This window comes from Mesorhizobium sp. NPDC059025 (assembly GCF_042739655.1).
In the GTDB taxonomy this organism is placed as follows: Bacteria; Pseudomonadota; Alphaproteobacteria; order Rhizobiales; family Rhizobiaceae; genus Mesorhizobium.
Genome location: NZ_JBHYIM010000007.1, coordinates 351,019 through 371,444, shown reverse-complemented (window position 1 = coordinate 371,444; position 20,426 = coordinate 351,019). Strand labels below are relative to the sequence as shown.

The following is a 20,426-nucleotide window of genomic DNA, read 5'->3' as shown; positions in this document are numbered from 1 at the left end:
GGGGGCGCCACCGGCTACCGCGGCAAATCTGCCCGCAGCAATTCGATAAAATGCACGGCAGATCCCTTGACATGCTGCTCTACAACACGCGCAGCCTGCTCGACATCTTGCTGGCGCACTGCTTCAAGCAGCATTCGATGTTCCTGCAAGATCACCTTGCGTCGCGCCTGGCCAATCGCGTAGCGCCGGCCCAGCAATCCCACCAGAATACGCTTTTGCTTCCATAGATCGATGGCTTGCTTGTTGTAATGACGCTGATAGGTCAGGCCATGTATCTCCGTATCCAGGCGGCGATAAAGCTGAGTGTCGCCGAAATTATGCTCTTCGAATCTGGCGATCAACTCAGCGAGTTTCTCTATCTCCTCGGGAAGGGCGAATTCGACGAAGCGGCGAACGAGATAGGGTTCAATGAGCGCCAGTAATTCGTAGATATTGCGCACGAACTGCTCATCGATTGTCCTTACGAAAGCTCCCTGATTGTGATTGATCAGGACTAGCCCTTCGCCTTGAAGGCGCTGGAGGGCTTCGCGGATCGGATTCGAACTCGTCTCGAAACGACGGGCGAGATCCTGAACCTTGAGCCGCGAGCCTGGAGCAAGAATGCCCTCGATCATTGCCTCGCGAATGCGCTCGTGGACGGTCCTCGCCCCCTGTACGTCATCGAAATGTTCTCGTTCTTCCTCTTGCGGGTGGTTAGCCGCCATCCACATCTCCAGCGCTACGAAATCCAACACCGGCCGTGTTTACCGGAAGCTGCGATTTCACACAAAGCGAAAATATCGCACTCCATTATCAAAAAATCATACATTATCTTTTGACGATCGTGTGTTGTGATGCTAGTCATAAGATGCTGCCGGACGCGAAAAGGAATGATTGTGGTGTTTGGAAGCATGCTTTCGCGATCGGCCATAGGGGGAACCAACCATGCGCATGTGGTCCATCAGCTTGACTGCGGCAGGAATGCTCGCCGTTGCCTATGCCGGTGCATCCAGTGCAGCCCCCATCGAACTGGAAGTGAGTTCCTGGAAGGGCGGTGGCGTGGAAATCGCAAACTTCCCCGAGCTGATTGCAAAATTCGAGAAACAGAATCCTGATATCAAGATCAAACTGACCTATCTGTCCCGTGCGGATACCGACACGGTGATGCCGGCACGCATACAGGGCGGCAACGCTCCTGATGTCCTCATGGTCGATCCGGTGTTGGCTCGTCAGTGGGGAAGGGCGGGTCAACTGCTGGAATTGAGCGACCAGCCTTGGACTTCCACTCTTTCGGATGACTATCTGGCCAATACGAAAGTGGATGGGAAATTGTACTCCCTGCCGACGGAACTGAGCTTGCTCGGCATTTTCGGGAATCTGGACTTGATGAAAAAGGCCGGCGTGGAGTCTTTCCCTCGAAACGTTGCCCTAATGGCGGAAGCCTGCGGCAAGCTCAAGAAGGCTGGGATCTCACCAATGCTGATGCCTGCCAAGGATGGCTGGGCGCCGCAGACATTTGCCACGGCCCTGGCATTGAAGAACGGAGGCAAACAAAACCCTGGCTATGCCCAAAGCTTTGTCGACGGGAAGCGCAAATTCGTTGATGATACCAACTTCAACCGCGGTTTCGGAGCGATCAAGGTTCTGGTGGACGCGGGTTGCTTCAACCCAAAGATCAATCTGGGTGTTGACGCTTGGAGCTTGGCGCTGAGCGAATTTCAGGCGGGCCGTGTTGCGTTCCTGCTGCAGGGCGGATGGAATATCATTCCATTCCAGACGAATGCGAAAAAGCTGAATTTCAGTTTCGGACCGTTTCCCGCGCTCGACGGTAATTCGGGGGTTGCTCCCTATGTCATCACCACGTCCTGGGCGATCAGTAGGCATTCTCAGAAGATCGATGCCGCCAGGAAATGGGTGGCGTTCTGGGCCAGGGATGAAAACCTCAGCGTTTATTTGAAGGCCGAGGCCGGCCTTAGCCCGCTAAAGAACGGCTCCGTGGCGTTGCCCGATCTGGCCGGCCCCTTTCTGGAAGCCTATCGGAACGAGCGTACTTTCTTCCCCGAGGGTTTGTGGGGGAAAGCGCTGCTCGATGTCGGCCGCGATACGATGATGGCCTTCCTGGCCGACGTCAAGCAGGACCCGAATCGGCTTCTCGCACGCTGGGACTCTGCTGCCGTCCCGAAATGACACGCGGCCGCCGACCCGCTTCCGCACGCATCAGGGGAACGCGTCCCGCATAGCGGTCACGCTGCTGGCAAGACGTTGTCAAAGGAGAGTGCCATGCAGGCAAAGTCCCAGCTTATTCTGTTCACGCTGCCGGCGCTCGCGGTCTATCTGGTCTTCAGCATCTATCCCCTGCTCAGCGCGCTCCGCTACAGTCTGACGGACTATTCCGGGATGGGGGCCGTCAACTATATCGGACTTGAGAACTACCGGCAGATTGCCATGGACCCCAGCAATCTGGCGATCCTGTGGAAAACACTGTTTTACAGCTTTGTCGTTGTCGTTTTGCAGAACCTTCTAGGCCTCGCGGTGGCCACGTTGCTTTTTTCGGTGCCGGCTGTACGTGACCTCGTTCGTGTTGTCATGCTCGTCCCTTCAATGATCTCGCTGGTGGTTGCCGGCTTCGTTTGGCAATACATTTATTCGCCCCTTGGCGGTGGCTTGAACGAAATCCTTGGCATGCTGGCCTTGGAAGGGTGGCAACAGGTTTGGCTTGGCGATGCCAAATTTGCTCTTTATTCGGTTGCAACCGTCAATATCTGGATGTTCGCCGGCTATTCGGCAACGATCTTCCTCGCAGGCTACGGCAACATTCCCAAGGAAATCCAGGAAGCCGCCGCTCTCGACGGCGCCGGGCCATGGTCGCGTTTTTTTTACATTGAATTGCCGCTTTTGGCCCCTGCCTTCACGGTCAACATAACGCTGAGCACCATCGGAAGCCTCAAGACTTTTGAACTTCCGCTCATTCTCACCAATGGTGGGCCCGATGGCGCGTCCACGACGCTCGGACTGGCGGTATTCAAGGCTCTCTTCAATGAATATCGGTTCGGTTTCGCCAGTGCATTTTCGGTTGTGATGTTGGTGCTGATCGCGGCGATCGCGTTCATCCAGAACCGCTTCTTTCGAGCCTGGGAAAACCGGATATGACCGCGCGGTCCTTGATCTCGACAGGACGGCGAGCAAGATGGCGGTCCGTCTATCTGGGTGCGCTGGCGCTCGCCGTTGCGGCGTTTTTCTTTTGGCCGATCTTCTACATGATCGCGATGTCGCTACGAACGGCCGAAGATATCATGGATACCCCGCTTGGCTTGCCGCTTGCACCAACGCTCGACAACTACCGTGGAGTTCTCTCCTCTATGCCCTATTGGCGCAGTATCGCCAATACGATCGTGATCACGGTGAGCACGACGCTCCTGGTGTCCCTGCTTTCTTCACTCGCGGCTTACCCGCTGGCGCGGCTGCGGGGGCTGCTTTCCACGCTGATCTACCTCTTCCTGACGCTGGGTTTGACCATTCCGCTCTTCATCGGCATTACGCCGCTCTATATCCTCCTGCGGGACCTCCATCTGCTGAATACCTATGTCGGTGTTATCATTGCCTACACGGCACTCAATCTGCCTCTGGGCGTGTTCTTCTACACGAGCTTTCTCAAATCCATTCCGCAAGAGTTGGAAGATGCTGCCGTCATCGACGGCTGCAACGCCATACAGGTATATTGGCACGTCATTCTGCCACTTCTGCGTCCCATTACCGGCACGATCGCGCTGTTCGTTACTTTGAGTGTGTGGAACGATCTGGTGTACCCGCTTCTGCTGCTCACCGATGAAAGCAAGTTCACCATCACCGTTGCCGTCTTCAGGTTTTTGGGCACACATAACATTGATCCAACCAAGCTGTTTCCAGCATCGGTTCTGGGATCGCTGCCTATGCTGATTCTGTTTTTTGTCCTCCAGCGTCAGATCGTGAACAGCATCTCGGCCGGTGCCGTGAAAGGGTAACCCGTGGCTAAAAAGGAAGTCGTCCATGCCGCTTTCTGAGCGCGTAGTGATCGTCACGGGAGGTGGCGCAGGCATTGGTCTTGGCATCGTCGAGGCGGTTGGCGTGTTTGGTGCTCGCATCGTCGTTGCTGAGAAAAATACTGCATCGGCCGAAAAGGTAGCTGCACTCGGCTACGAGACGGATTTTGTCGAAACCGATGTTTCGGACCCGGAGAGCATTGCCCGGCTCTTTGCGTCAGTCGATGACCGGTACGGCAGGCTCGACGGACTGGTGAACAATGCCGGCCTAACGATCACCGGTGATTTCCTCGATTTTCCGCTTGAGAAAATTGAGTTGCTCTGGAGCGTCAATCTGCGCGGATCGCTGCTATGCGCTCAGCACGCGGGCCGCTTGATGCAGAAGGGCAGGAGTGGCGTCATCCTCAACATCGCCTCAAACCACGCATTTGCCAGCGTGCCCGGTTTTGAAATGTATGCGGCCACCAAAGGGGGGATGGCTGCCATGACGCGCGCCATGGCCTGGAGTCTGGGACGCTACAACATTCGCGTCAATGCCGTCTGTCCCGGCCTTACGCATACCGAAGCGATTGCCCTGGAGGTCAAGGCCAACCCCGAGCTGGCTGACATCTATGCCGGCTGGCATGCCACGAGGCGCTACAACGATCCGGTCGACGTCGGCAAATGTGTCGCCTTCCTGCTTTCGGACGCGGCGGTTGGTATCACCGGTGCCACTCTCGTTGCCGATAACGGGATGTCTTCCCTGCTCTATCCCATTCCCGAATAGTCACACACAGCGCTGCTCTGCGGCAACCAGTTCCAAGAAAGGAACAAAACGCATGAAGATTACCGCCATTCGTCCCTATCCGGTCTGGGTCGAACCTCGCAATCAGCTTATTGTCAAAGTGGAGACAGACGAGGGTCTCTTCGGATGGGGAGAGAGCGGGCTCTCCGGCCGCGAAAAAGCTGTGATCGGTGCGATCGAGCACTATCGGGAATTCCTCATCGGCAGAGATCCGCTGCGGATCGGCGCCCTTTGGCAGGAGATGTATCGGAGCCAGTACTTTGAGGGTGGCCGCGTGCTGCAGGCGGCGATCTCGGCGATCGACATTGCTTTGCATGACATCAAGGGCAAGGCCCTTGGTGTACCGGTCTATCAACTTTTGGGCGGCAAGCAGCGCGACAGGATTCCAACTTTTGCAACGACATCGGCCAAGCCGGGCGATGCGATGATCGAGCAGGCAAGGGTCCTGATGGACGCCGGCTGGACCGCGCTGCGGCTTTCGCCGTCGGAGCACGAAGGCGGCACGCCTTATGAACCGCGCGAGCACATCGCAACGACTGCGAGATGGTGCGTCAAGGCCCGCGAAGCGCTGGGGGATGACGTTGTGCTGGGCATCGACCTTCATCACCGTCTTTCAGTCGCTGAGGCGGCAAGCTTTTGCCAGAAAATGTCATCCGGTACGCTCGATTTTCTGGAAGAACCCATCCGCGATGAATCGCCATCGGCCTACGAAGCCCTTCGCAGACTCACCGACGTGCCGTTCGCGATCGGTGAGGAGTTTTCCAGCAAATGGCAGTTCCTGCCCTACATCGAACGCGATATCCATCAATTCAACCGTATCGACATCTGCAATGTTGGCGGACTGACCGAGGCGTTGAAGGTGGCCGGTTGGAGCGAAGCGCACTATGTCGACATGATGCCTCACAATCCGCTTGGTCCGATCTGTACCGCTGCGACGGTGCACTTTGCCGCCGCTGTGCCGAATTTTGCGTGGCTGGAAACCCGAAGTTCAGCGGTTGAACAACTCGGTTCCGACAGCGATGATATCTTTCCGGTGCAGCCGCGGATCGAGAACGCTCACTACCCAGTCACGGATGTGCCCGGCCTTGGTATCGAGGTGAATGAGGATTTGATCGAGAGGGAGAGTTTCAAATTCTGGGAGCCGCCCCATTTGCGGCGCAGAGACGGATCGGTGACGAATTGGTAAAAACAGTCCGCGAGCCGTTAACCGGGCCCGCATTCGATATCATCGATCGGCGCTTTGCCTCCTGCGTTACCCCTGATGCGCGCATTGAACGGATCTGGACGGGAAGCGAATGGACCGAGGGGCCAGCCTGGCTCGCCCGATCCGGCCTTCTGGTTTGGTCGGATATCCCGGGCAATCGGATGCTTGCCTGGGACCTGGCGAAAGGGCGTGTGTCAGTATTTCGTCAGCCTGCGAATAGTCCCAACGGCAACACTGTTGATCGGGAAGGCCGGTTGATCACCTGTGAACAGGCTCTACACCGGCTCGTGCGAACTGAGCCGAACGGTACGATCACGCCGCTCATCGATCGGATAGACGGCAGGTGCTTTAATTCTCCGAATGACGTTGTCGTGGCATCGGATGGCGCAATCTGGTTTACGGATCCAACCTACGGCCGGGCGCAAAACCGCAGCGTGGGCGTGGATGTCGACGGCTGTCATGTTTACCGGTACGATCCGGCGACCGGTATTGTCCAGCAGATGACAACTGATTTCGTGATGCCAAACGGGCTCGCTTTCTCGCCGGACGAGACCGCCCTTTATGTTATCGATACTGGCAGCACGGAACGGCCGGACGGTCCCGATCATGTGCGTCGTTTTGGCATCGGTACCGACTGGATTCTTTCGGGGGGCGAGGTCCTTGCCGATTCCAGTGGACGATTCGATGGGCTTCGCGTCGATAGCGAAGGCCGGCTATGGATGGCTGCAGAAGAGGGGGTCCGCTGCTATCTTCCCGACGGAACCTTGATTGGTCGTGTCAATCTGCCCGAGCGGGCCGCGAATTTGGCGTTTGGCGGCGCTGAGCGGAATATCCTGATGATGACCGCGACCAGTTCGGTCTACATTTACCCAATAAACGCTCGCGGTGCAGGGCTCTGAGCCATTGGTGCATCGACGTCGCCGCCAGTCGCTCCACAGAACTCCAACAATCTATCAACGGAACCGCGACATCCCGGTGCTTATATGTAACTGGGGTATACTATTTTGACGTTTGGGTAAATTGGTATACCCATGTATATTCATCGGCCTTTTGTCTTAACTATGGTTAAGTTTATGAGGGATATAGATACTTATATATCTGGAGGAGCGTATGGCGAGAGATCGCAGAAAGAAAACTCTCCCCCGGTGATCTGCTGGAGGGGTTGATACATTCGTTGCAAAGTCAGGTAGAAGTAGATGAGCCCGAGGCGGCGGCTTCATCGTCTGATTCTGTCGACTTCGACATGGGCAATTCCGCGAATTTAAGCTTTGATCAGTTGGCGGAAGAAGACTTGCTTTCTGGCATCGAAAATCTTGTGTCCCCCGAAAAAGCTGCCGCCGAATGATCGCTCGTGCTTTTGGCGTCGGGAAATCGCGAAATGTGGTCTCAGTCACATTGCCAACGATTGAAAGCCGCGCCTCATTGAGAGACCGCAATGGCTTGCGGTCGTTATTCAACTGACGCGTTGGTCGATGAGAGCCACTTGTAGCTGCGGACGCTGCCCGCAATCTCGGTCATGATGTTTTCAATCCGGCATCTTTCTCCGGGTCCTTTTCGCCGCGGCGATCTGCTCGATCGGATGGTTCCCATCTTCTCAGCAAATATCCTCCCTGCGGGAAACCCGTCGGACAGGTAACGTTCAAGACCGGACCGTGTCGCAGCCGAATGCTGTGCGGTAAATTTTTTTGACCAGAACCGTGAACAACATGCCGAAGGTCGCGATCATAATGCCGATGAGCGTGAAGCGCGCCACACAGGCATTTTGACCCTTTCAGGGTTAATCTCATTGCTTGAGTTGAGCCTCCGTGGAGGATGCGCGGAGGTCTCGTCGAGGTTGCTAATCCATGGTTGACCTCGACGGCGACAGCTCCTCCTTATCGGCTCAAGGACGTGTCTCGAGCTCCGAAGAATGTCATGGACAATGCGCTGATCTTAATTGTGGACGATGAGCCGGAAATCATCGAAATACTCGAAGCTTATTTCATCAGAGAAGGGTTTCGCACCGTCAGTGCGAATGACGGAACAATAGCTCTGGCTCATCATCAACGTCTGAAGCCCGATCTCATTGTTCTCGATGTTACCCTTCCCGGTCGGGACGGGTACGATGTACTGGCTGCCGTTCGTCGCCGCGGCGACACACCTGTGATCATGGTAACTGCGATGGCACAAGATCTTGACAAGCTGTTGGCTTTGAGGATCGGCGCGGATGACTATGTCATCAAACCTTTCAATCCTCTGGAGGTCGTCGCCCGAGCCAGAGCGGTTCTGCGTCGATCAAGCGGTCGTTATGCAAAGCAAACGCTGCGTGTGGGTCCGCTGACGGTGGATCTTGGCGCGCATGTTGCCTCCATCGAAAAACCTGCGGGCGCAACGGTCCTGGCACTGACCCGCTCCGAATTTCGATTGCTGGCCTATATGGCGGGTTCACCCAACCGCGTGTTCGAGCGTTCAGAACTCATCGATGCTTGTTTGCCGGAAGGCAGGGCGCTCGAGCGGACCGTCGACAGCCATATCAGCAATCTGCGACGTAAACTTGCAGCTGTTGAGGCCCACGGACTCCTGTGTGGTGTCCGTGGGGTCGGCTACAGGCTTGCCGATCATTAGGGTTGGAGTTATCGACCAGCTTCGGGGCCGGGGAAAGGCATCGGCGGATCCAAGTGGCGAAAGGCTTGATGGTTCGTCGTGCTAGACGCCAGTCGCTTCTGTATACGGTAAGCAAATTTCGAAGATTGCACCTCGAGGCGTCGCAGCACGGGCGAGGGTGGCGCCGCCATGCGCGCGTGCAATGGCCTGCACAACGGCCAAACCAAGGCCACTGCCGCCATTTGAGTGCAGCCGCCACTCATCGGCGCGCCAAAAGGGCTCAAACACCAAATGTTCACGACCGCAGGGGAGACCGGGCCCATCGTCGCAGAAACGTAAGATTCCCCGCTCATGCGTTGCATGCGCTTCGATGCGGAGAGTGCCTGGGGCTGCATATTTTCGCGCATTGTCAAGGATAGCAAGAATTGCCTGCCTTATCCGCGCACTGTCGGCCACGACTTGCGCGCCGCTACCCAAATCAAAAAGGACATCTATGCCGGCTTTCTTGAGTTCCGGAGCAACCACCGATACCACCGTGATAACCTCCTCGGCCAGATCGATGGTTTCAAGTTGGAGTTCAAGCCTGCCGCTTTGCGCGAGTGTGAAGATATTGAGGTCCTCAACAATGCGGGTAAGACTATCAACCTGGGCAACCAGTCCACGAAATGACACCGTTTCCGCTGTGAAGACGCCGTCGACAATGCCCTGAAGCCGGCCGCGCAAGATCGCCAGCGGCGTTCTCAGTTCATGTGCGATTGCGAGATTCCAGTCTCGCATTGCCATCTCTGCTCGCCTCAACTGGTCGGCCATCGCGTTAAAATCGTCAACAAGCTGACGCGTTTCGTCGAACATCGCGCCTTGAGGAGCCGCGCGGGCGGTCAGATCTCCGCTTGCAATACGCTGTGCAGCCGAGCCAACGGCTTCGAGAGGACGAATAAGCCGACGTGTGAAGTAGGCTGCGGCGACAATTGCACCGCCAATACCCAACATCCACAGTGAAACAAAGGCCATCCATTCGAGTGGCTGTGGCCAATATGAGTTCCAATCGTTCCACCAGAACGCTGGATCGATATGCTCAATCAGAGCGTAGAACAGGAACATCCCGACAATCATTGCCGCGAGCGCGATACCCGTGATCGCTGCCATCCAAATCATCAGATGGCGATTGAGTCCTGAGGCGGATTTCATGGAAACTCCGTCAATCTATGTCCGCCAATGTGAGCGTGTGGGAAAGCCCTTACAGGCTGTTGCTCAATTTCCGCCATAACAGCGTGCGGTGCGGTTGAGGCCATGACCCCGTCCCAGTGACGATGACCCTGGTGCCCTTTCAAGGCTTTGCGCAAGGGTGCGCGAATCCCAGGCGATTGAACGGATCAATCTTTGTATGGGAACCGGCGGATGATCGCAACGGTGCAATGCCTGTGGTCCGGATTCCCCACTTTGCGATCTCTGCATCTTGTCTGTGCGGAGACTCCATCAATCCCGTGCATCAGTGTGGCGTTTGGTGATATCGAACTCAAGCCACATACCATGCCGATACCAATATTAGCGTACCATCAAGTTGACGTGGTCGTCGATTGCGGCAGCCCGATCCGTTCCTTGACGGTGAAACCTGCCGATTTCCTGCGCCAGATGACGTGGCTGAAACGCGCGGGGTGGGGCGGTTTATCGATCCGTGACCTGTTGCCATATCTGAAGGGTGACATGTCCGGCAGGGTATTTGGGATCACCTTCGATGACGGCTTCCGAAACGTCCATACCCATGCGCTTCCGATACTTGAAACGCTCGGTTTTACAGCGACGACTTACCTCGTCAGTCGGCAAATTGGTGGATTCAACAAATGGGATGCTGCGATAGGCGTCCCCTATTCGGCCTGTATGTCCAAACAGGAAATCCTGGAATGGAATAGCCTCGGACATGAGGTCGGCTCCCACACGCTGGACCATCCGCGCCTTGGCGCAATTGGCAGGGCCGAAGCATGGCGTCAAATTGCAGAGTCACGCTCCGATTTGGAGGACATGCTCGGCAGCGCCGTAAGCAGCTTTTCTTATCCTTATGGCGATGTTTCCACGGCAATCAGGGATATGGTTGCGGAAGCTGGCTATTCGAGCGCTACAACCGCCTTTCGCGGCAGGGCGCGGTCTCGGGACGACATACTGCTCCTGCCGCGCAGGGCAGTGCATGGCGCGGATGGGTGGGTGAATGTTCTCCGCAAGTCGCTCACCGGCTGACCATGTCCGATCGAGTTGCCACAGGATCGATGGTGAAGCGCAGCATTTGTATTGGGACGGTTACCCGCGGCCGCCCGCTGATGCTGGAAAACCTCCTAAGTTCGTACGCAACCATGCGCATACCTGGAGGTGTTCACCTGCGTTTCGTCATTGTCGAAAACAATGACACGCCCACTTTGCGGGAAACCATGGAAAGTTTTCGCGAACGACTGCCGCAATCGTCCATACAATATGAACTGGAGCCACGGCTCGGCATTGCTTTTGCGCGTAATCGTGTCTTGGATTGTGCGCTGGAAGCCGGTGACCACCTGCTGACATTTGCGGACGATGATGAGGTCGTTGATCCGGCCTGGCTGATCCAACTTCTTGCGGAAAGAGATGCCTCAAACCTCGACATCGTCGGCTCCCCTGTCCGTATCGCGCCTCACGCTCCGGACGCATCCCTTTGGCAAAAACTGATCTGGTCGGGCATCCACGGCTTGAACAAAAAAGGAGAAGCCAAGGCTACGCGCCTGCGGAACAGAAAGAGAGCTGATCAAATACAAATTGGGACTGGAAGCTGGATGGGCAATCTGTCGTTTTTTCGACGGACAATGCTGCGCTTTGACAACGCACTCGGTCTGTCGGGTGGCGAGGATGGCGTACTCTGGTTGGAGGCCAAAAGTCTGGGCGCGATGACGGGTTGGACGCCGCATGCCGTCGCCTACGAAACGATACCATCGGAGCGGCTGGGTCTGGTGTACCAATACAGGCGCAGTCGAGATGAGGCTATTGTCAAATTCGGGACAAAGATAAAAAAACGCGAAAAGGGGGTTGTGCCCAGGCTCGCAGGTTCGCTTGCGGGTAGAGTTTCGTACTTGCTTGTCTGTGTTGTAACCCTTCCCTTCAAACCAGGGATGATGCTCGTGCGTGGCGCGCGCTGCGTGGGTGGCATCACCGGCATCATACAGGCGTGTATGGGTCATCCTTCGCACCACTACCGGCGCATTGCAGGATCGTGATGGGACGAGACTGGAGGCGCTAATTCTTAACGCGATATCTCTCTGCGCCAGATAAGAACAATCAGCACGATGTAGAAGCAAATGAATAAGATCTGGAATGTTGGGAAGTGCCGGATGGGAAATGCGCCGCCAGCGGTGTCGGCCGAAAGAGTGTTTAAAGATCCGTGAATGCTTGCGGTGCAAAGAACAAGAAACAGTGCCCACCCCTTGGTGGAGTGTTTGTAGAAATCCACATAACCCGCACTCAAAACTACGTGGAGAAACACACTGCTAACAAGCACTAAATTGGTATACGCCTGCGTTCTGATGCAATCGGATGTGATTTCGGCCAGGGCACATGGATAATTGACATCGTAAAGCGTCCATAGCTTGAAGCAGTACTCAAGCAGGCCAAAGCAGAGTCCAAATGCGATAAGCCGTCTGAAGAAACTCTCCCGATTTTCGGGGAATGTCTTGAAGAGAAGATAAACCCCCAGGAAGCGACTGATTTCTTCTGAAAGAGCCAAAGAGAAAAGATGGGTGGGGCCATATAATTCAAAGTAGCTCCCCACCCATGCGGTGACAACCATTCCGAAAAGCACTCCCAAAGCCACGCATAAGACCGCGTTAAATACTATTGGGAAAACATCACGTGCTCCGGCGATAGGGAAAACCAAGAGAGACGCAATTAATACACCGAAAATGTCGAATATCATCACGTCTCTTTCGCCAAAGGAACAATTATCGGCAGAACCTATTTTGTCCGACTGTTCCTGACCCCGCGATGCCCGCAGCAACAGCTTTAGCCCTTGGATCCTTCGCGAGCTGCGTTCCTGCGGCGCCCGCGACGATCGCAGTCCAGGTTGCAAAGACTGCCTCTGATATCGTGGGCATGTCCATTCGAAGGTGGATTGGCAGTGAACCCGCTCCGATGTCGGCGCGCCGCTGAGTTATGTGCCTCAGCCGATGGTGAACTTAAACAACAATCTCCGATCTCAACGCAGACGGCACAATCGACAAACACGAGGCTCGTTGACTGCTTTTTTAGTACCCATTCGGACTATGCGGATGTAAAGACGGCAGCGATCGACAATGCCCCGTGGGTCGGTCAAAATATCCACGGGGTAATGGTCACTTGAAACTCCCCACCTCTGATGATCACGGGAAGCACCACTGAACAACGGTAGCCGGCAAGGCAGGACTTTTTTACTTCTTTCCCTCTGGCAGGACCGTCCAATTTAGATCGTCAATTTGAAATTGGCGTGAGCACGATTTTGGATTGGACATCTCGGCGCACTACGGTGGCGGTTTTCTTGAGATCAGCCATTTCCTGAGGTGTGCAATAGCCGCGATCGAGCGTCATGGTGTACTGGCGATGAACCCGAATTGTTTGGCCCTCTACGGCATAGTTCGACTCATAGCGGATGGGACCTTCCAAGATGGACCTTGGTTTCGGGAGTGCTTGAACACCAACCCCTTTGGGAAGCGTAATGGAGTAGTCATCGCCAAGATCCAAGGCCTCGCAGGCGTCCGAGAACAAAGGCTCCGGCCGATTGTTGACGAAACTAGTCAGGTCAGAAATGGCATAGGCAAGCTGGAACGGCAACTCGATGGAAATCGCTTCCGGACGCGTCAGATCAAGTCCTGTCTGATCAGCTTCGAAGTCGATCTTGGTGCGGTAGTCAGCATTGTTGTTAGCTGGGTCATCTGCCTCGTAACTGCCCTTGCCGTTCAGGCCGGCCTGTTGAAACAGGATTTTGATTGCGTCCTTGCGTTGCAAGGGATCAACCCCGGCAACAACGTTGCGACGGTAAAGCGCGATTGCGCCGGAGGATATTTCCTCGATCTGGCCATGCATTGAGCCGTCCAGGGCGAACTCCAACTGCATGGAAGTCTTGCGCTTATTGGATTCTGCCGTCAGCGAAGGTGTCCGCTCGACTTTCCCATTTACGCCGACATGCAGGACCGGCTTGCCTGAGACCCAATAACCAAGTTGGCCGAACGGCAAATATTGCTGCGTCGCATCAAGATAAAGATCGAATTCCGGCACATAAGTAATCACGTGGTTGAAAACGCTTGGGCTCGCCACCGGGCCGAGATCAAAGTCGGCAGCGGATGAAATCAGGGCTCCATTGCTCTCGATGCCTTTTGCGCGCAGGAGTGCTTCCAGAAGGACCACATGGTCCTTGCAGTCACCGTAACGGTTCTTCAGGATATCAGCCGCAGCATGCGGAACATATCCGCCATTGGCTAGGTAAAGAGCCACATAGCGTATATTGCCGCGAACCCAGTCGTAGAGCCTCCTAGTCTGCTCATGCCGGTCGCTGACACCCTTAGTCAATTCGTCTGCCAATGCTTGGATTTCCGGCGTAACGACAACCTTGTCCTTGGCGCGCTCATCGTAGGCGGCGGCAATCGCTTTCCAGTTTTGGAAGCTGGTGATGGCCACGTGTGGCTCGGCCAAGAACATATCGACCTTTCCATCGTCGATGGGTCGCGTTTCTGGCTGAGTGAATGTCCAGTTCCAAATCTGTTCACCGCTCGGACCGATGCCACGGACTTCCTCAAATCCTTTGACATCGGTACGTAGATTGAGCGAGGCTGGCGCTTTCACAACCAGTTTGAACGACAGAACGCGCTCCACCGGACTAAAGTTGTCCTCATAACTGAACTGACCTGGGAAGTCCGGCACCCTGATGGTCTTGCGCACCCGATAGCGGATGTTGTCGCCGACCTCGATGTCGGGAAAGATGATGGTTTTCAGTTTGCTGGTGCTGAACACCGGCGAACCAACCGCCGCGGGGTCTTCCTGCAACCGTATCTGATCGGGCTGAATTTTGATGCGCCGGCCGTCAGCCTTGATGGTCTCCGCCTCCAGGATATCGACGGAAGCCAGCTTGTCGTTGAAGCTGAAGGTCTTTTTCGCAAAGTCGTCCCGGCCGCTGGCATCCAAAAGCCGCCGTGTCATCTCCCATTCCATCACGGACCGTCCATCCGCTTCGACCGTGACGGCATCGGCCATCGACACATATTCCACGGTCACGTCAGGTGCGCCTTCAGCTCGAACGGGGCTCCCGCTGATGGAAAGTAAAAAGGCTAGGAAACCGCAGCAGGCGAGGGATCTAATCATTTCCGTTCCTTCGAGATCAATTATCGGCGCGCCTAAAGAATGACAGTCCATGGAAACAAATAATGGCAATTAAACCGGAGATAAGTAATAACTCGCCGAGCCACGCCAACCCATCCTAAAATTATACCAATCGGCGGAAAATACTTACATATGCACAGTGTGTGTAGGTTATATGGAGAACTCGTGGATAATTTGCTGGAGTGCACCCTGTTTGACCGGACAGGCGGCGGGTTGCATTGAGCACCAGCGGCTTTGGCTCTGAACTCGCGTGGCGAGAGGAAGCGTAAGCCGGAGTGCGGGTGGATTTCATTGCGGTCGTTGATCCATCTCGGCAGCAAAGCCATGACGGTTTCGGCATCGGGCAGGATGACGTCTCGAGCGTAGTCACGCTTCAGGGGCTTGACGAAGGCTCCGGAGATGCCGCCGCTCTGCGGCGCGCGGACAGGAGGAAGGCTAGGCGCGGTCCCTGGGCCACCACCGTTGTCGGACAGCCATTCGACGGCATGCGGTGTCGTGGCGCCACGAAGCGCCGTTCGACGGCCTTGACCATCAGATCGCGCACCATCTCGCCCGAGACACTGGCACGGGTGACGGCCGACCAGGCGATAATCTCGCAGTCGCAGGCATCGATGACGAACAGCACGTGGACGATGTCACCGTTGCGGCATTTGAGCTCGAGGTGGTCCGAGCACCAGCGGATGTTGGAGCGCAGGGCAATGACGGCACCGTCACGGGTTCCGGCCGGACGATAGGCGGTATGGCGCGTCAGCACGAGAGCGTTGACCTGCCCGCTTGGCGTCGATGGGCGGCAGGCCCTGGGCGCGCCGCTCGCGGTTGAGCAGAGCCGCGATGCGGCAATGGCCATAGGTCGGCCGCTAATCGACCAGCCTGCGGATCACGGGCAGTACGACCACATCTTCAGCCTTGGTGTACGGCTTGCGGGTCACCGGGCTCTCGAGAGAGGGCTTCGCCCGCCCGACGAGGTTGGAGCGGGCACAGCGAACCGTCCTGATCGAACGAGGCGAGCCGCAACGCTGGCTTTTTGGAGGCGGTAAGATCGAGCGCGTCCTTAAGGATCTCAACCTCCATGGTCTTCTTGCCCAGCACGTGCTCCAGATCGCGTACGCGTTTCTCGAGTTCGAGCGCACGGCTCGCGCCAACCACATCATCATCGGCCTGAACGGCGGTCGCACCGCCTTCGAGCATACGGCGCTTCCAGGCAAAGAGCTGGCTGGGCGCAATGCCGGCCCGGCGCGCCATATAGGAAACCGACATGCCGGGATGCATAGCCTCTTCGACGAGGCGCACCTTCTCGGCTGTCGTCCAGCACCGTCGAACCTGTTTTCTTTGCTGTTGTGCGGGTGTTTCACCCTGATCGGTGTCCCCCCTCAGCTCCACCAACGGTGACAGATTTCCATTTTTGATTTTCCTGGCCCTTTGAAGTCCTAGTTTCGTATCCCCTTCCCCACCTCACTGGTGTTTGCATTCGGTGCCAGCGTGAGCGCTCGATCGAAGAATGCCGGGATCTCTTCGCCGAGCTGCTTCAGAACCTCCATACGATCAAAGCCGGGCGGGTCAGCGCTGATGTCGCCATCCAATGTCGGGATCGGCGCGCTGGCAGGGTTCATGAAGGCGAAGTGCCAGGCATTGGCAATCACACGATATTGAGCTCCGGGAACATTCTGCCCGATCCATGCGGCGTGAAAGCGCGGCGGTAGCCAGCGGTCTTTTTCCGCCGCGTAGATCAGGGCCGGCACGGTGATGGCCCTCAGGGATTGCTCCGTGAACATGACGCCGACGGGCGCCATGGCGACGATCGCGCGGACACGCGGATCGGCGGTCGACTCAAGCGCGAGCGGCGCCTGCATTTGGTGAATGTCCCGGATCATGCCGCAAGAGATCGGGTCTTCCGCGGCGTCCTTTGCGCAGTGCACGGCGAACCGCGACAGGTCGACCCGCCCTCCTGCCAGGGCAATTGCGGTGTAGCCGCCTGCCGAGTGCCCTGCGGCACCGATCCGCGGACCCTTTGCATCCTTCGCGATGCGGTCTTTCCATTCAGGATCCGCAAGCAGCGCGTCGATGAGGCGCGAGACCTGGCGTGGCCGTTCCGTGAAGTAGGTGCCCAGCGGCTTTTGCCACAGCGAGCTGTCTTGGTAGTTGTCGCCCGGGTGACGCAGCGCCGCAACCAGATAGCCGTCCCGCGCGAGGGCCTCGACCAGGTTGCTTTGGCCGAATTCCGAACCGCCGGTCCCATGGCTGATCACAATGAGGCCTTTTGTCTTTGCCTCCGGAACGGCCATGAAGGTCGCGTGGACCGTGAACGATCCCACCACGACTGGCCGCATGGGCTCCTGCGTCGGGTAGTATAGAGCGACAGCGATCTTCTCGGGGTTTGTGATGGAAGGCGGGACTTCGTAGGGCTGCCACCCAGCCTCGGCTGCTCTCGCCGCAGCGGAGCTCAGACCGATCACCGTCGGTGTGCCAAAGAACAGCAAGGCGGCCAAGCGAAGCCGCTTGTAAATCGTGAATGTCATTGATGCACCTCCCGTGAGCCGCTATCCTGCTAGGAAGGGTGGACAAGCAGGTCGAGCCCGATTTCGCGAACGGTAGGGCTTATTCGCCAGTGACCATTTCCGGCGTCCTCTCGGCGACTGCGCCCATCCAGTGGCGTCAACCAGCCGCCATCTTGCTCCCTCTCGTCGTCGCAGCGACGCTCGCCGTAACGGGGGCGTTCGGCACTTATGTCAGCATGACGCTTCCGCTCCGCCTGTTGCATTTCGTCGGAGTAGCCATTGCCGTCTACGCTGTCGTCTTTGCGCTCTCGGAAATCGTTCAGCGATTTTGGTTCGGCGGCGCGTTGCCTTTTTGGGCGATGCTCACGATTGGCGCCATCACGGCTCCGGCTGGCGGCTGGATCGTTCTCGAAACCTTGCGCCTATCGGCGCCTCAGGCGCTTTCACACGTCACCTATCCCGAACTGACCACCCAGGTGCTGCTGTCCAACCTCGTGATTGGAAGCCTCGGCTGGAACTTGCTCCGGCAATCCCGCACGCAGGGCGCCACATGCAAGGCGCAGCAGCGTTCGAGTTCCGACCAGACGTTGCGCACGAAGCTTCCAGTCAGGATCCGTAACGCTGCCATCCTCGCCCTGAGCGCCGAGGACCACTACGTGCGGGTACGGACCGATCGTGGCGAGACCTTGATCCTGATGAATCTCGCAGCCGCGATTGCAGCACTCGGCGAAGAGGCTGGCGTGCGTGTCCATCGCTCGCATTGGGTGTCGCGCCAGCTCGTCGAAAAAGCGTCGGTGCGAGGCTGCCGGTGTGGCGTTCGCGTCGATGACGATACGATACTGCCGGTCAGCCGGTCGGGCCGAAAGCTGCTAAGCGAGGTCTGGACGGGGAACTATTGACCACGTGCTGTTCGAGAAGTTCTTGAGAGGGACGTTCCAGCTTCAGAGCCATATGTGGCAGTCGGTTTCATAAGCCCGTTCGGAGCAGGGGGCTTTCGTGGCAATTTGAGTAATCTTTAACCAAACATGATGGGCCCCGCCAAATGGCTCTGCTTGTCGCTACGGCTTGCCGTATACCAGGCGTGGTGAATTTGGCTCCACTGTCTGTTGCTGCTGTTTTCCTTGCAAGGCCCGAATCTTGCGGACGATCTTTCGTTGAAGTTCCCGGCAACCGCTTTTCTGCGCTCGCGAAAAGCAGGGATTGTCTCATGAGAGGGGTCGTCTCGGATTCGCCCGGTGAAAGGAGCCGCCGTTCAGTTGTTCACCTTGAGCAGCATGGCTTTCGCCTGTTCGCCCACGCGCCACAGGACGCGGCGCCGGCTCTCATACCGCCTCCGCCAAGTCCGATCCGTACACAATGGCAAAAATGATTGGTCGTGCTGAACATATTACCGGGGGCTACGACGATGTCCTCGGCGAGGCATGCGTGGAACAGTGCCAGTGAATCGATGCCAGCTGGCAGCTCGACCCCATAGTATGAAGCCGCTCTGTGGATCGGTAACCCGTGTTCCGTCCGGGAAATGCTCGGCGATCAAACCGCGCGCCTCATCGACCCGTACCGCCATCGTGGCACGCAACTGACGATAACCGGACTCGATACCCGGCAAGGTCAGAAGATCTGCAAGCGTACGCTCGACGATCGTCGTCTGACTGCCGCTGGTCGACTCTTTCATACCGATCAGTCAGCCACCCCACCGTCCCACGTCCACCCAGCCAGGGCGAAGACCGGGTGCGATCGCCTTGGAGAAGGAGCCGTATATCATCACATGGCCGCTCGTGTCGAAAGAGCGCACGGCTCTCAGCCTCCGCAGGGTGCGCCACAGGGGGCGAGAGGAGGCTTTCTTGCAGGCGCTGCGAAGACGGCAATGGGGGTGGCTGGCGGGTTAATGCTCGGCAACTTGCAGACCGGCATGTTCGCAGGCGACGAAACAATGGCGGCGAAACTTCGCCCCGAAGACACACAGATGGATGATAGTGAAGGCGGTGACGATGATGACGATTGAAAGCTAGTTCCGTGTCGCGTCGGTGGAGGATCCCGGCGGATACGTGCTGGCTCTGGCGCGAAACGCCTTGGGCGTCATTCCGGTGCGTTCCTTGAAAAGGTCGTAGAAGCGACTGCTTGAGCCAAAGCCGCATCCGTACGCAATTTGCAGGATCGGATCGTTGGTGTCAGCAAGGTGCTGCATGGCCTGGGCCAGTCGATAGCGCACCAGATACTCGTTGACCGACATGCCCAGAACCTGACGAAACGTCCTGTTGGCTGTGCTGGGATGAATGCCAGAGAGGCGGGAAAGCTCGGCCAATTGCAGAGATTTGGAATGGTGAGTGCTGATGAGTTCGGTCAGAGCTTCCGCACGCCGTACAGCTCCGCGATTGACGGCTGTAATCATCGCGTGATGTTCGATTTCCGGTGTCTCCAAAGTATCGAGAATGAGGCGTCTGACGCGTAACCGCACCTCATCGGCTATGAGCCGGCGGCGTGTAACATTGGCCCTTTGCCAATCCTGCGCCCAATGTGACGCCAGTGCGGCATCAATGGAGCGTGGTCTCGGGTCGGTGAGCAACCTGCCTTGCATGACATCCTGCCTGACGCCGCGATCAATGGGCAAGCTCAGAAAATCCACGAGCGGCAGGTAGACGCAGACCAGCGGTGTATTTTGCGTGACATCGATTGTCCGGTGCGGGATCGCCGCCCAAAATAGCGCCAGTTTTCCAGCTTCGACTTGCTCCTGCCGACCATTGAACAGGTAAGTCATCCTGCCTTCCAGCAGGAGGTTCAGCTCAATGTGATCGTGCCAGTGCGCAGTGCTCATCGTGTTGGCGATGTGGCGCTCGATCAGAAACGTGTCGCCGGACACGCTAAAGGCTTTCTCGTGCCGTGAACTGCGATTGGGTAGCATCGCATATCCAGTCCCATTTTTGCGCGGATTCAGGAGTTCTGTGGTCAATAGCAGGAGGAAACTCCAGTTTGAAAGGATAATCTCAACTCCCAAGCCGACAACG

Annotated in this window: 17 protein-coding genes and 2 pseudogenes; 12 read left to right on the top strand and 7 right to left on the bottom strand. The window is 56.8% G+C overall.

Features of this window, described 5'->3' with window-relative positions; all coding sequences use genetic code 11:
* Positions 1 to 14: 14 nt before the first annotated feature.
* Entirely contained in the window at positions 15 to 704 is a 690-nt protein-coding gene (locus ACFWYE_RS19330) for a GntR family transcriptional regulator (RefSeq protein ID WP_379113581.1), read from the bottom strand.
* 220 nt (positions 705 to 924) lie between these two features.
* On the opposite strand from ACFWYE_RS19330, the gene ACFWYE_RS19325 reads away from it, so the two are divergent.
* The 8 genes and pseudogenes from ACFWYE_RS19325 (at position 925) to ACFWYE_RS19290 (ending at position 8,590) form a co-directional block, all read left to right on the top strand.
* Positions 925 to 2,166 (top strand): ABC transporter substrate-binding protein, encoded by a 1,242-nt coding sequence (locus tag ACFWYE_RS19325; RefSeq protein ID WP_379113579.1) that lies wholly within the window; start codon positions 925 to 927, stop codon positions 2,164 to 2,166.
* Positions 2,167 to 2,259: 93 nt separating this feature from the next.
* The gene (locus ACFWYE_RS19320) at positions 2,260 to 3,129 is read left to right on the top strand and encodes a carbohydrate ABC transporter permease (RefSeq protein ID WP_379113578.1); all 870 of its coding nucleotides are present in this window, start codon (positions 2,260 to 2,262) and stop codon (positions 3,127 to 3,129) included.
* Complete coding sequence (locus ACFWYE_RS19315) at positions 3,126 to 3,980, top strand: carbohydrate ABC transporter permease (RefSeq protein WP_379113577.1); 855 nt, start codon at positions 3,126 to 3,128, stop codon at positions 3,978 to 3,980. The genes ACFWYE_RS19320 and ACFWYE_RS19315 overlap by 4 nt, the downstream gene beginning before the upstream one ends.
* Positions 3,981 to 4,005: 25 nt before the next feature.
* On the top strand, positions 4,006 to 4,764 hold the full coding sequence (locus ACFWYE_RS19310) for an SDR family NAD(P)-dependent oxidoreductase (RefSeq protein ID WP_379113575.1): 759 nt from the start codon (positions 4,006 to 4,008) through the stop codon (positions 4,762 to 4,764).
* 52 nt (positions 4,765 to 4,816) lie between these two features.
* A complete protein-coding gene (locus tag ACFWYE_RS19305) occupies positions 4,817 to 5,968 on the top strand; it encodes a mandelate racemase/muconate lactonizing enzyme family protein (RefSeq protein WP_379113573.1) in 1,152 nt (383 codons plus the stop codon).
* Entirely contained in the window at positions 5,962 to 6,885 is a 924-nt protein-coding gene (locus tag ACFWYE_RS19300; RefSeq protein WP_379113571.1) for an SMP-30/gluconolactonase/LRE family protein, read from the top strand. The genes ACFWYE_RS19305 and ACFWYE_RS19300 overlap by 7 nt, the downstream gene beginning before the upstream one ends.
* A 215-nt stretch (positions 6,886 to 7,100) precedes the next feature.
* A pseudogene (locus ACFWYE_RS19295) lies at positions 7,101 to 7,331 on the top strand (DNA-directed RNA polymerase subunit omega); the annotation flags it as partial.
* A gap of 569 nt (positions 7,332 to 7,900) precedes the next feature.
* Entirely contained in the window at positions 7,901 to 8,590 is a 690-nt protein-coding gene (locus ACFWYE_RS19290; RefSeq protein ID WP_379113570.1) for a response regulator, read from the top strand.
* 81 nt (positions 8,591 to 8,671) lie between these two features.
* On the opposite strand, the gene ACFWYE_RS19285 is transcribed toward ACFWYE_RS19290, so the two are convergent.
* Positions 8,672 to 9,757 carry an ATP-binding protein gene (locus ACFWYE_RS19285; RefSeq protein WP_379113568.1) on the bottom strand — a complete coding sequence of 362 codons (1,086 nt, stop codon included), beginning with the start codon at positions 9,755 to 9,757 and terminating at the stop codon, positions 8,672 to 8,674.
* A 342-nt stretch (positions 9,758 to 10,099) separates the two neighbouring features.
* Between ACFWYE_RS19285 and ACFWYE_RS19280 the strand changes: the two genes are divergently transcribed.
* Together ACFWYE_RS19280 and ACFWYE_RS19275 are read left to right on the top strand one after the other, a co-directional pair.
* Positions 10,100 to 10,801, top strand: a complete 702-nt coding sequence (locus ACFWYE_RS19280) for a polysaccharide deacetylase family protein (protein ID WP_379113615.1) — start codon at positions 10,100 to 10,102, stop codon at positions 10,799 to 10,801.
* A gap of 29 nt (positions 10,802 to 10,830) precedes the next feature.
* Entirely contained in the window at positions 10,831 to 11,802 is a 972-nt protein-coding gene (locus tag ACFWYE_RS19275) for a glycosyltransferase (RefSeq protein ID WP_379113566.1), read from the top strand.
* A 26-nt stretch (positions 11,803 to 11,828) separates the two neighbouring features.
* Here the strand turns inward: ACFWYE_RS19275 and ACFWYE_RS19270 are convergent, their stop codons facing one another.
* From ACFWYE_RS19270 to ACFWYE_RS19255, 4 genes and pseudogenes are all read right to left on the bottom strand, one after another.
* On the bottom strand, positions 11,829 to 12,500 hold the full coding sequence (locus ACFWYE_RS19270) for a hypothetical protein (protein WP_379113564.1): 672 nt from the start codon (positions 12,498 to 12,500) through the stop codon (positions 11,829 to 11,831).
* A gap of 527 nt (positions 12,501 to 13,027) precedes the next feature.
* Positions 13,028 to 14,803, bottom strand: a complete 1,776-nt coding sequence (locus tag ACFWYE_RS19265) for a DUF3857 domain-containing transglutaminase family protein (RefSeq protein ID WP_379113562.1) — start codon at positions 14,801 to 14,803, stop codon at positions 13,028 to 13,030.
* Between the two features lie 353 nt (positions 14,804 to 15,156).
* Positions 15,157 to 16,252, bottom strand: a pseudogene (locus ACFWYE_RS19260) (transposase); the annotation flags it as partial.
* Between the two features lie 104 nt (positions 16,253 to 16,356).
* Positions 16,357 to 17,445: an alpha/beta hydrolase family protein gene (locus ACFWYE_RS19255; RefSeq protein ID WP_379113560.1), complete on the bottom strand. Its 1,089-nt coding sequence runs from the start codon at positions 17,443 to 17,445 to the stop codon at positions 16,357 to 16,359.
* A 38-nt stretch (positions 17,446 to 17,483) separates the two neighbouring features.
* On the opposite strand from ACFWYE_RS19255, the gene ACFWYE_RS19250 reads away from it, so the two are divergent.
* Positions 17,484 to 18,323 (top strand): LytTR family DNA-binding domain-containing protein, encoded by an 840-nt coding sequence (locus tag ACFWYE_RS19250; RefSeq protein ID WP_379113559.1) that lies wholly within the window; start codon positions 17,484 to 17,486, stop codon positions 18,321 to 18,323.
* Positions 18,324 to 19,288: 965 nt separating this feature from the next.
* Positions 19,289 to 19,426, top strand: a complete 138-nt coding sequence (locus ACFWYE_RS19245) for a hypothetical protein (RefSeq protein ID WP_379113558.1) — start codon at positions 19,289 to 19,291, stop codon at positions 19,424 to 19,426.
* 3 nt (positions 19,427 to 19,429) lie between these two features.
* Here ACFWYE_RS19245 and ACFWYE_RS19240 read toward each other — a convergent pair whose 3' ends face one another.
* A complete protein-coding gene (locus ACFWYE_RS19240; protein WP_379113613.1) occupies positions 19,430 to 20,323 on the bottom strand; it encodes a helix-turn-helix domain-containing protein in 894 nt (297 codons plus the stop codon).
* Between the last annotated feature and the right edge of the window lie 103 nt (positions 20,324 to 20,426).

Bases quoted from the DNA above. Each gene is read 5' to 3' on its own strand.
- ACFWYE_RS19330 (WP_379113581.1), bottom strand. From the start codon at position 704: ATGGCGGCTAACCACCCGCAAGAGGAAGAACGAGAACATTTCGATGAC.
- ACFWYE_RS19325 (WP_379113579.1), top strand. From the start codon at position 925: ATGCGCATGTGGTCCATCAGCTTGACTGCGGCAGGAATGCTCGCCGTT.
- ACFWYE_RS19320 (WP_379113578.1), top strand. From the start codon at position 2,260: ATGCAGGCAAAGTCCCAGCTTATTCTGTTCACGCTGCCGGCGCTCGCG.
- ACFWYE_RS19315 (WP_379113577.1), top strand. From the start codon at position 3,126: ATGACCGCGCGGTCCTTGATCTCGACAGGACGGCGAGCAAGATGGCGG.
- ACFWYE_RS19310 (WP_379113575.1), top strand. From the start codon at position 4,006: ATGCCGCTTTCTGAGCGCGTAGTGATCGTCACGGGAGGTGGCGCAGGC.
- ACFWYE_RS19305 (WP_379113573.1), top strand. From the start codon at position 4,817: ATGAAGATTACCGCCATTCGTCCCTATCCGGTCTGGGTCGAACCTCGC.
- ACFWYE_RS19290 (WP_379113570.1), top strand. From the start codon at position 7,901: ATGGACAATGCGCTGATCTTAATTGTGGACGATGAGCCGGAAATCATC.
- ACFWYE_RS19285 (WP_379113568.1), bottom strand. From the start codon at position 9,757: ATGAAATCCGCCTCAGGACTCAATCGCCATCTGATGATTTGGATGGCA.
- ACFWYE_RS19280 (WP_379113615.1), top strand. From the start codon at position 10,100: ATGCCGATACCAATATTAGCGTACCATCAAGTTGACGTGGTCGTCGAT.
- ACFWYE_RS19275 (WP_379113566.1), top strand. From the start codon at position 10,831: ATGGTGAAGCGCAGCATTTGTATTGGGACGGTTACCCGCGGCCGCCCG.
- ACFWYE_RS19265 (WP_379113562.1), bottom strand. From the start codon at position 14,803: ATGGCCGATGCCGTCACGGTCGAAGCGGATGGACGGTCCGTGATGGAA.
- ACFWYE_RS19255 (WP_379113560.1), bottom strand. From the start codon at position 17,445: ATGACATTCACGATTTACAAGCGGCTTCGCTTGGCCGCCTTGCTGTTC.
- ACFWYE_RS19245 (WP_379113558.1), top strand. From the start codon at position 19,289: ATGGGGGTGGCTGGCGGGTTAATGCTCGGCAACTTGCAGACCGGCATG.
- ACFWYE_RS19240 (WP_379113613.1), bottom strand. From the start codon at position 20,323: ATGCTACCCAATCGCAGTTCACGGCACGAGAAAGCCTTTAGCGTGTCC.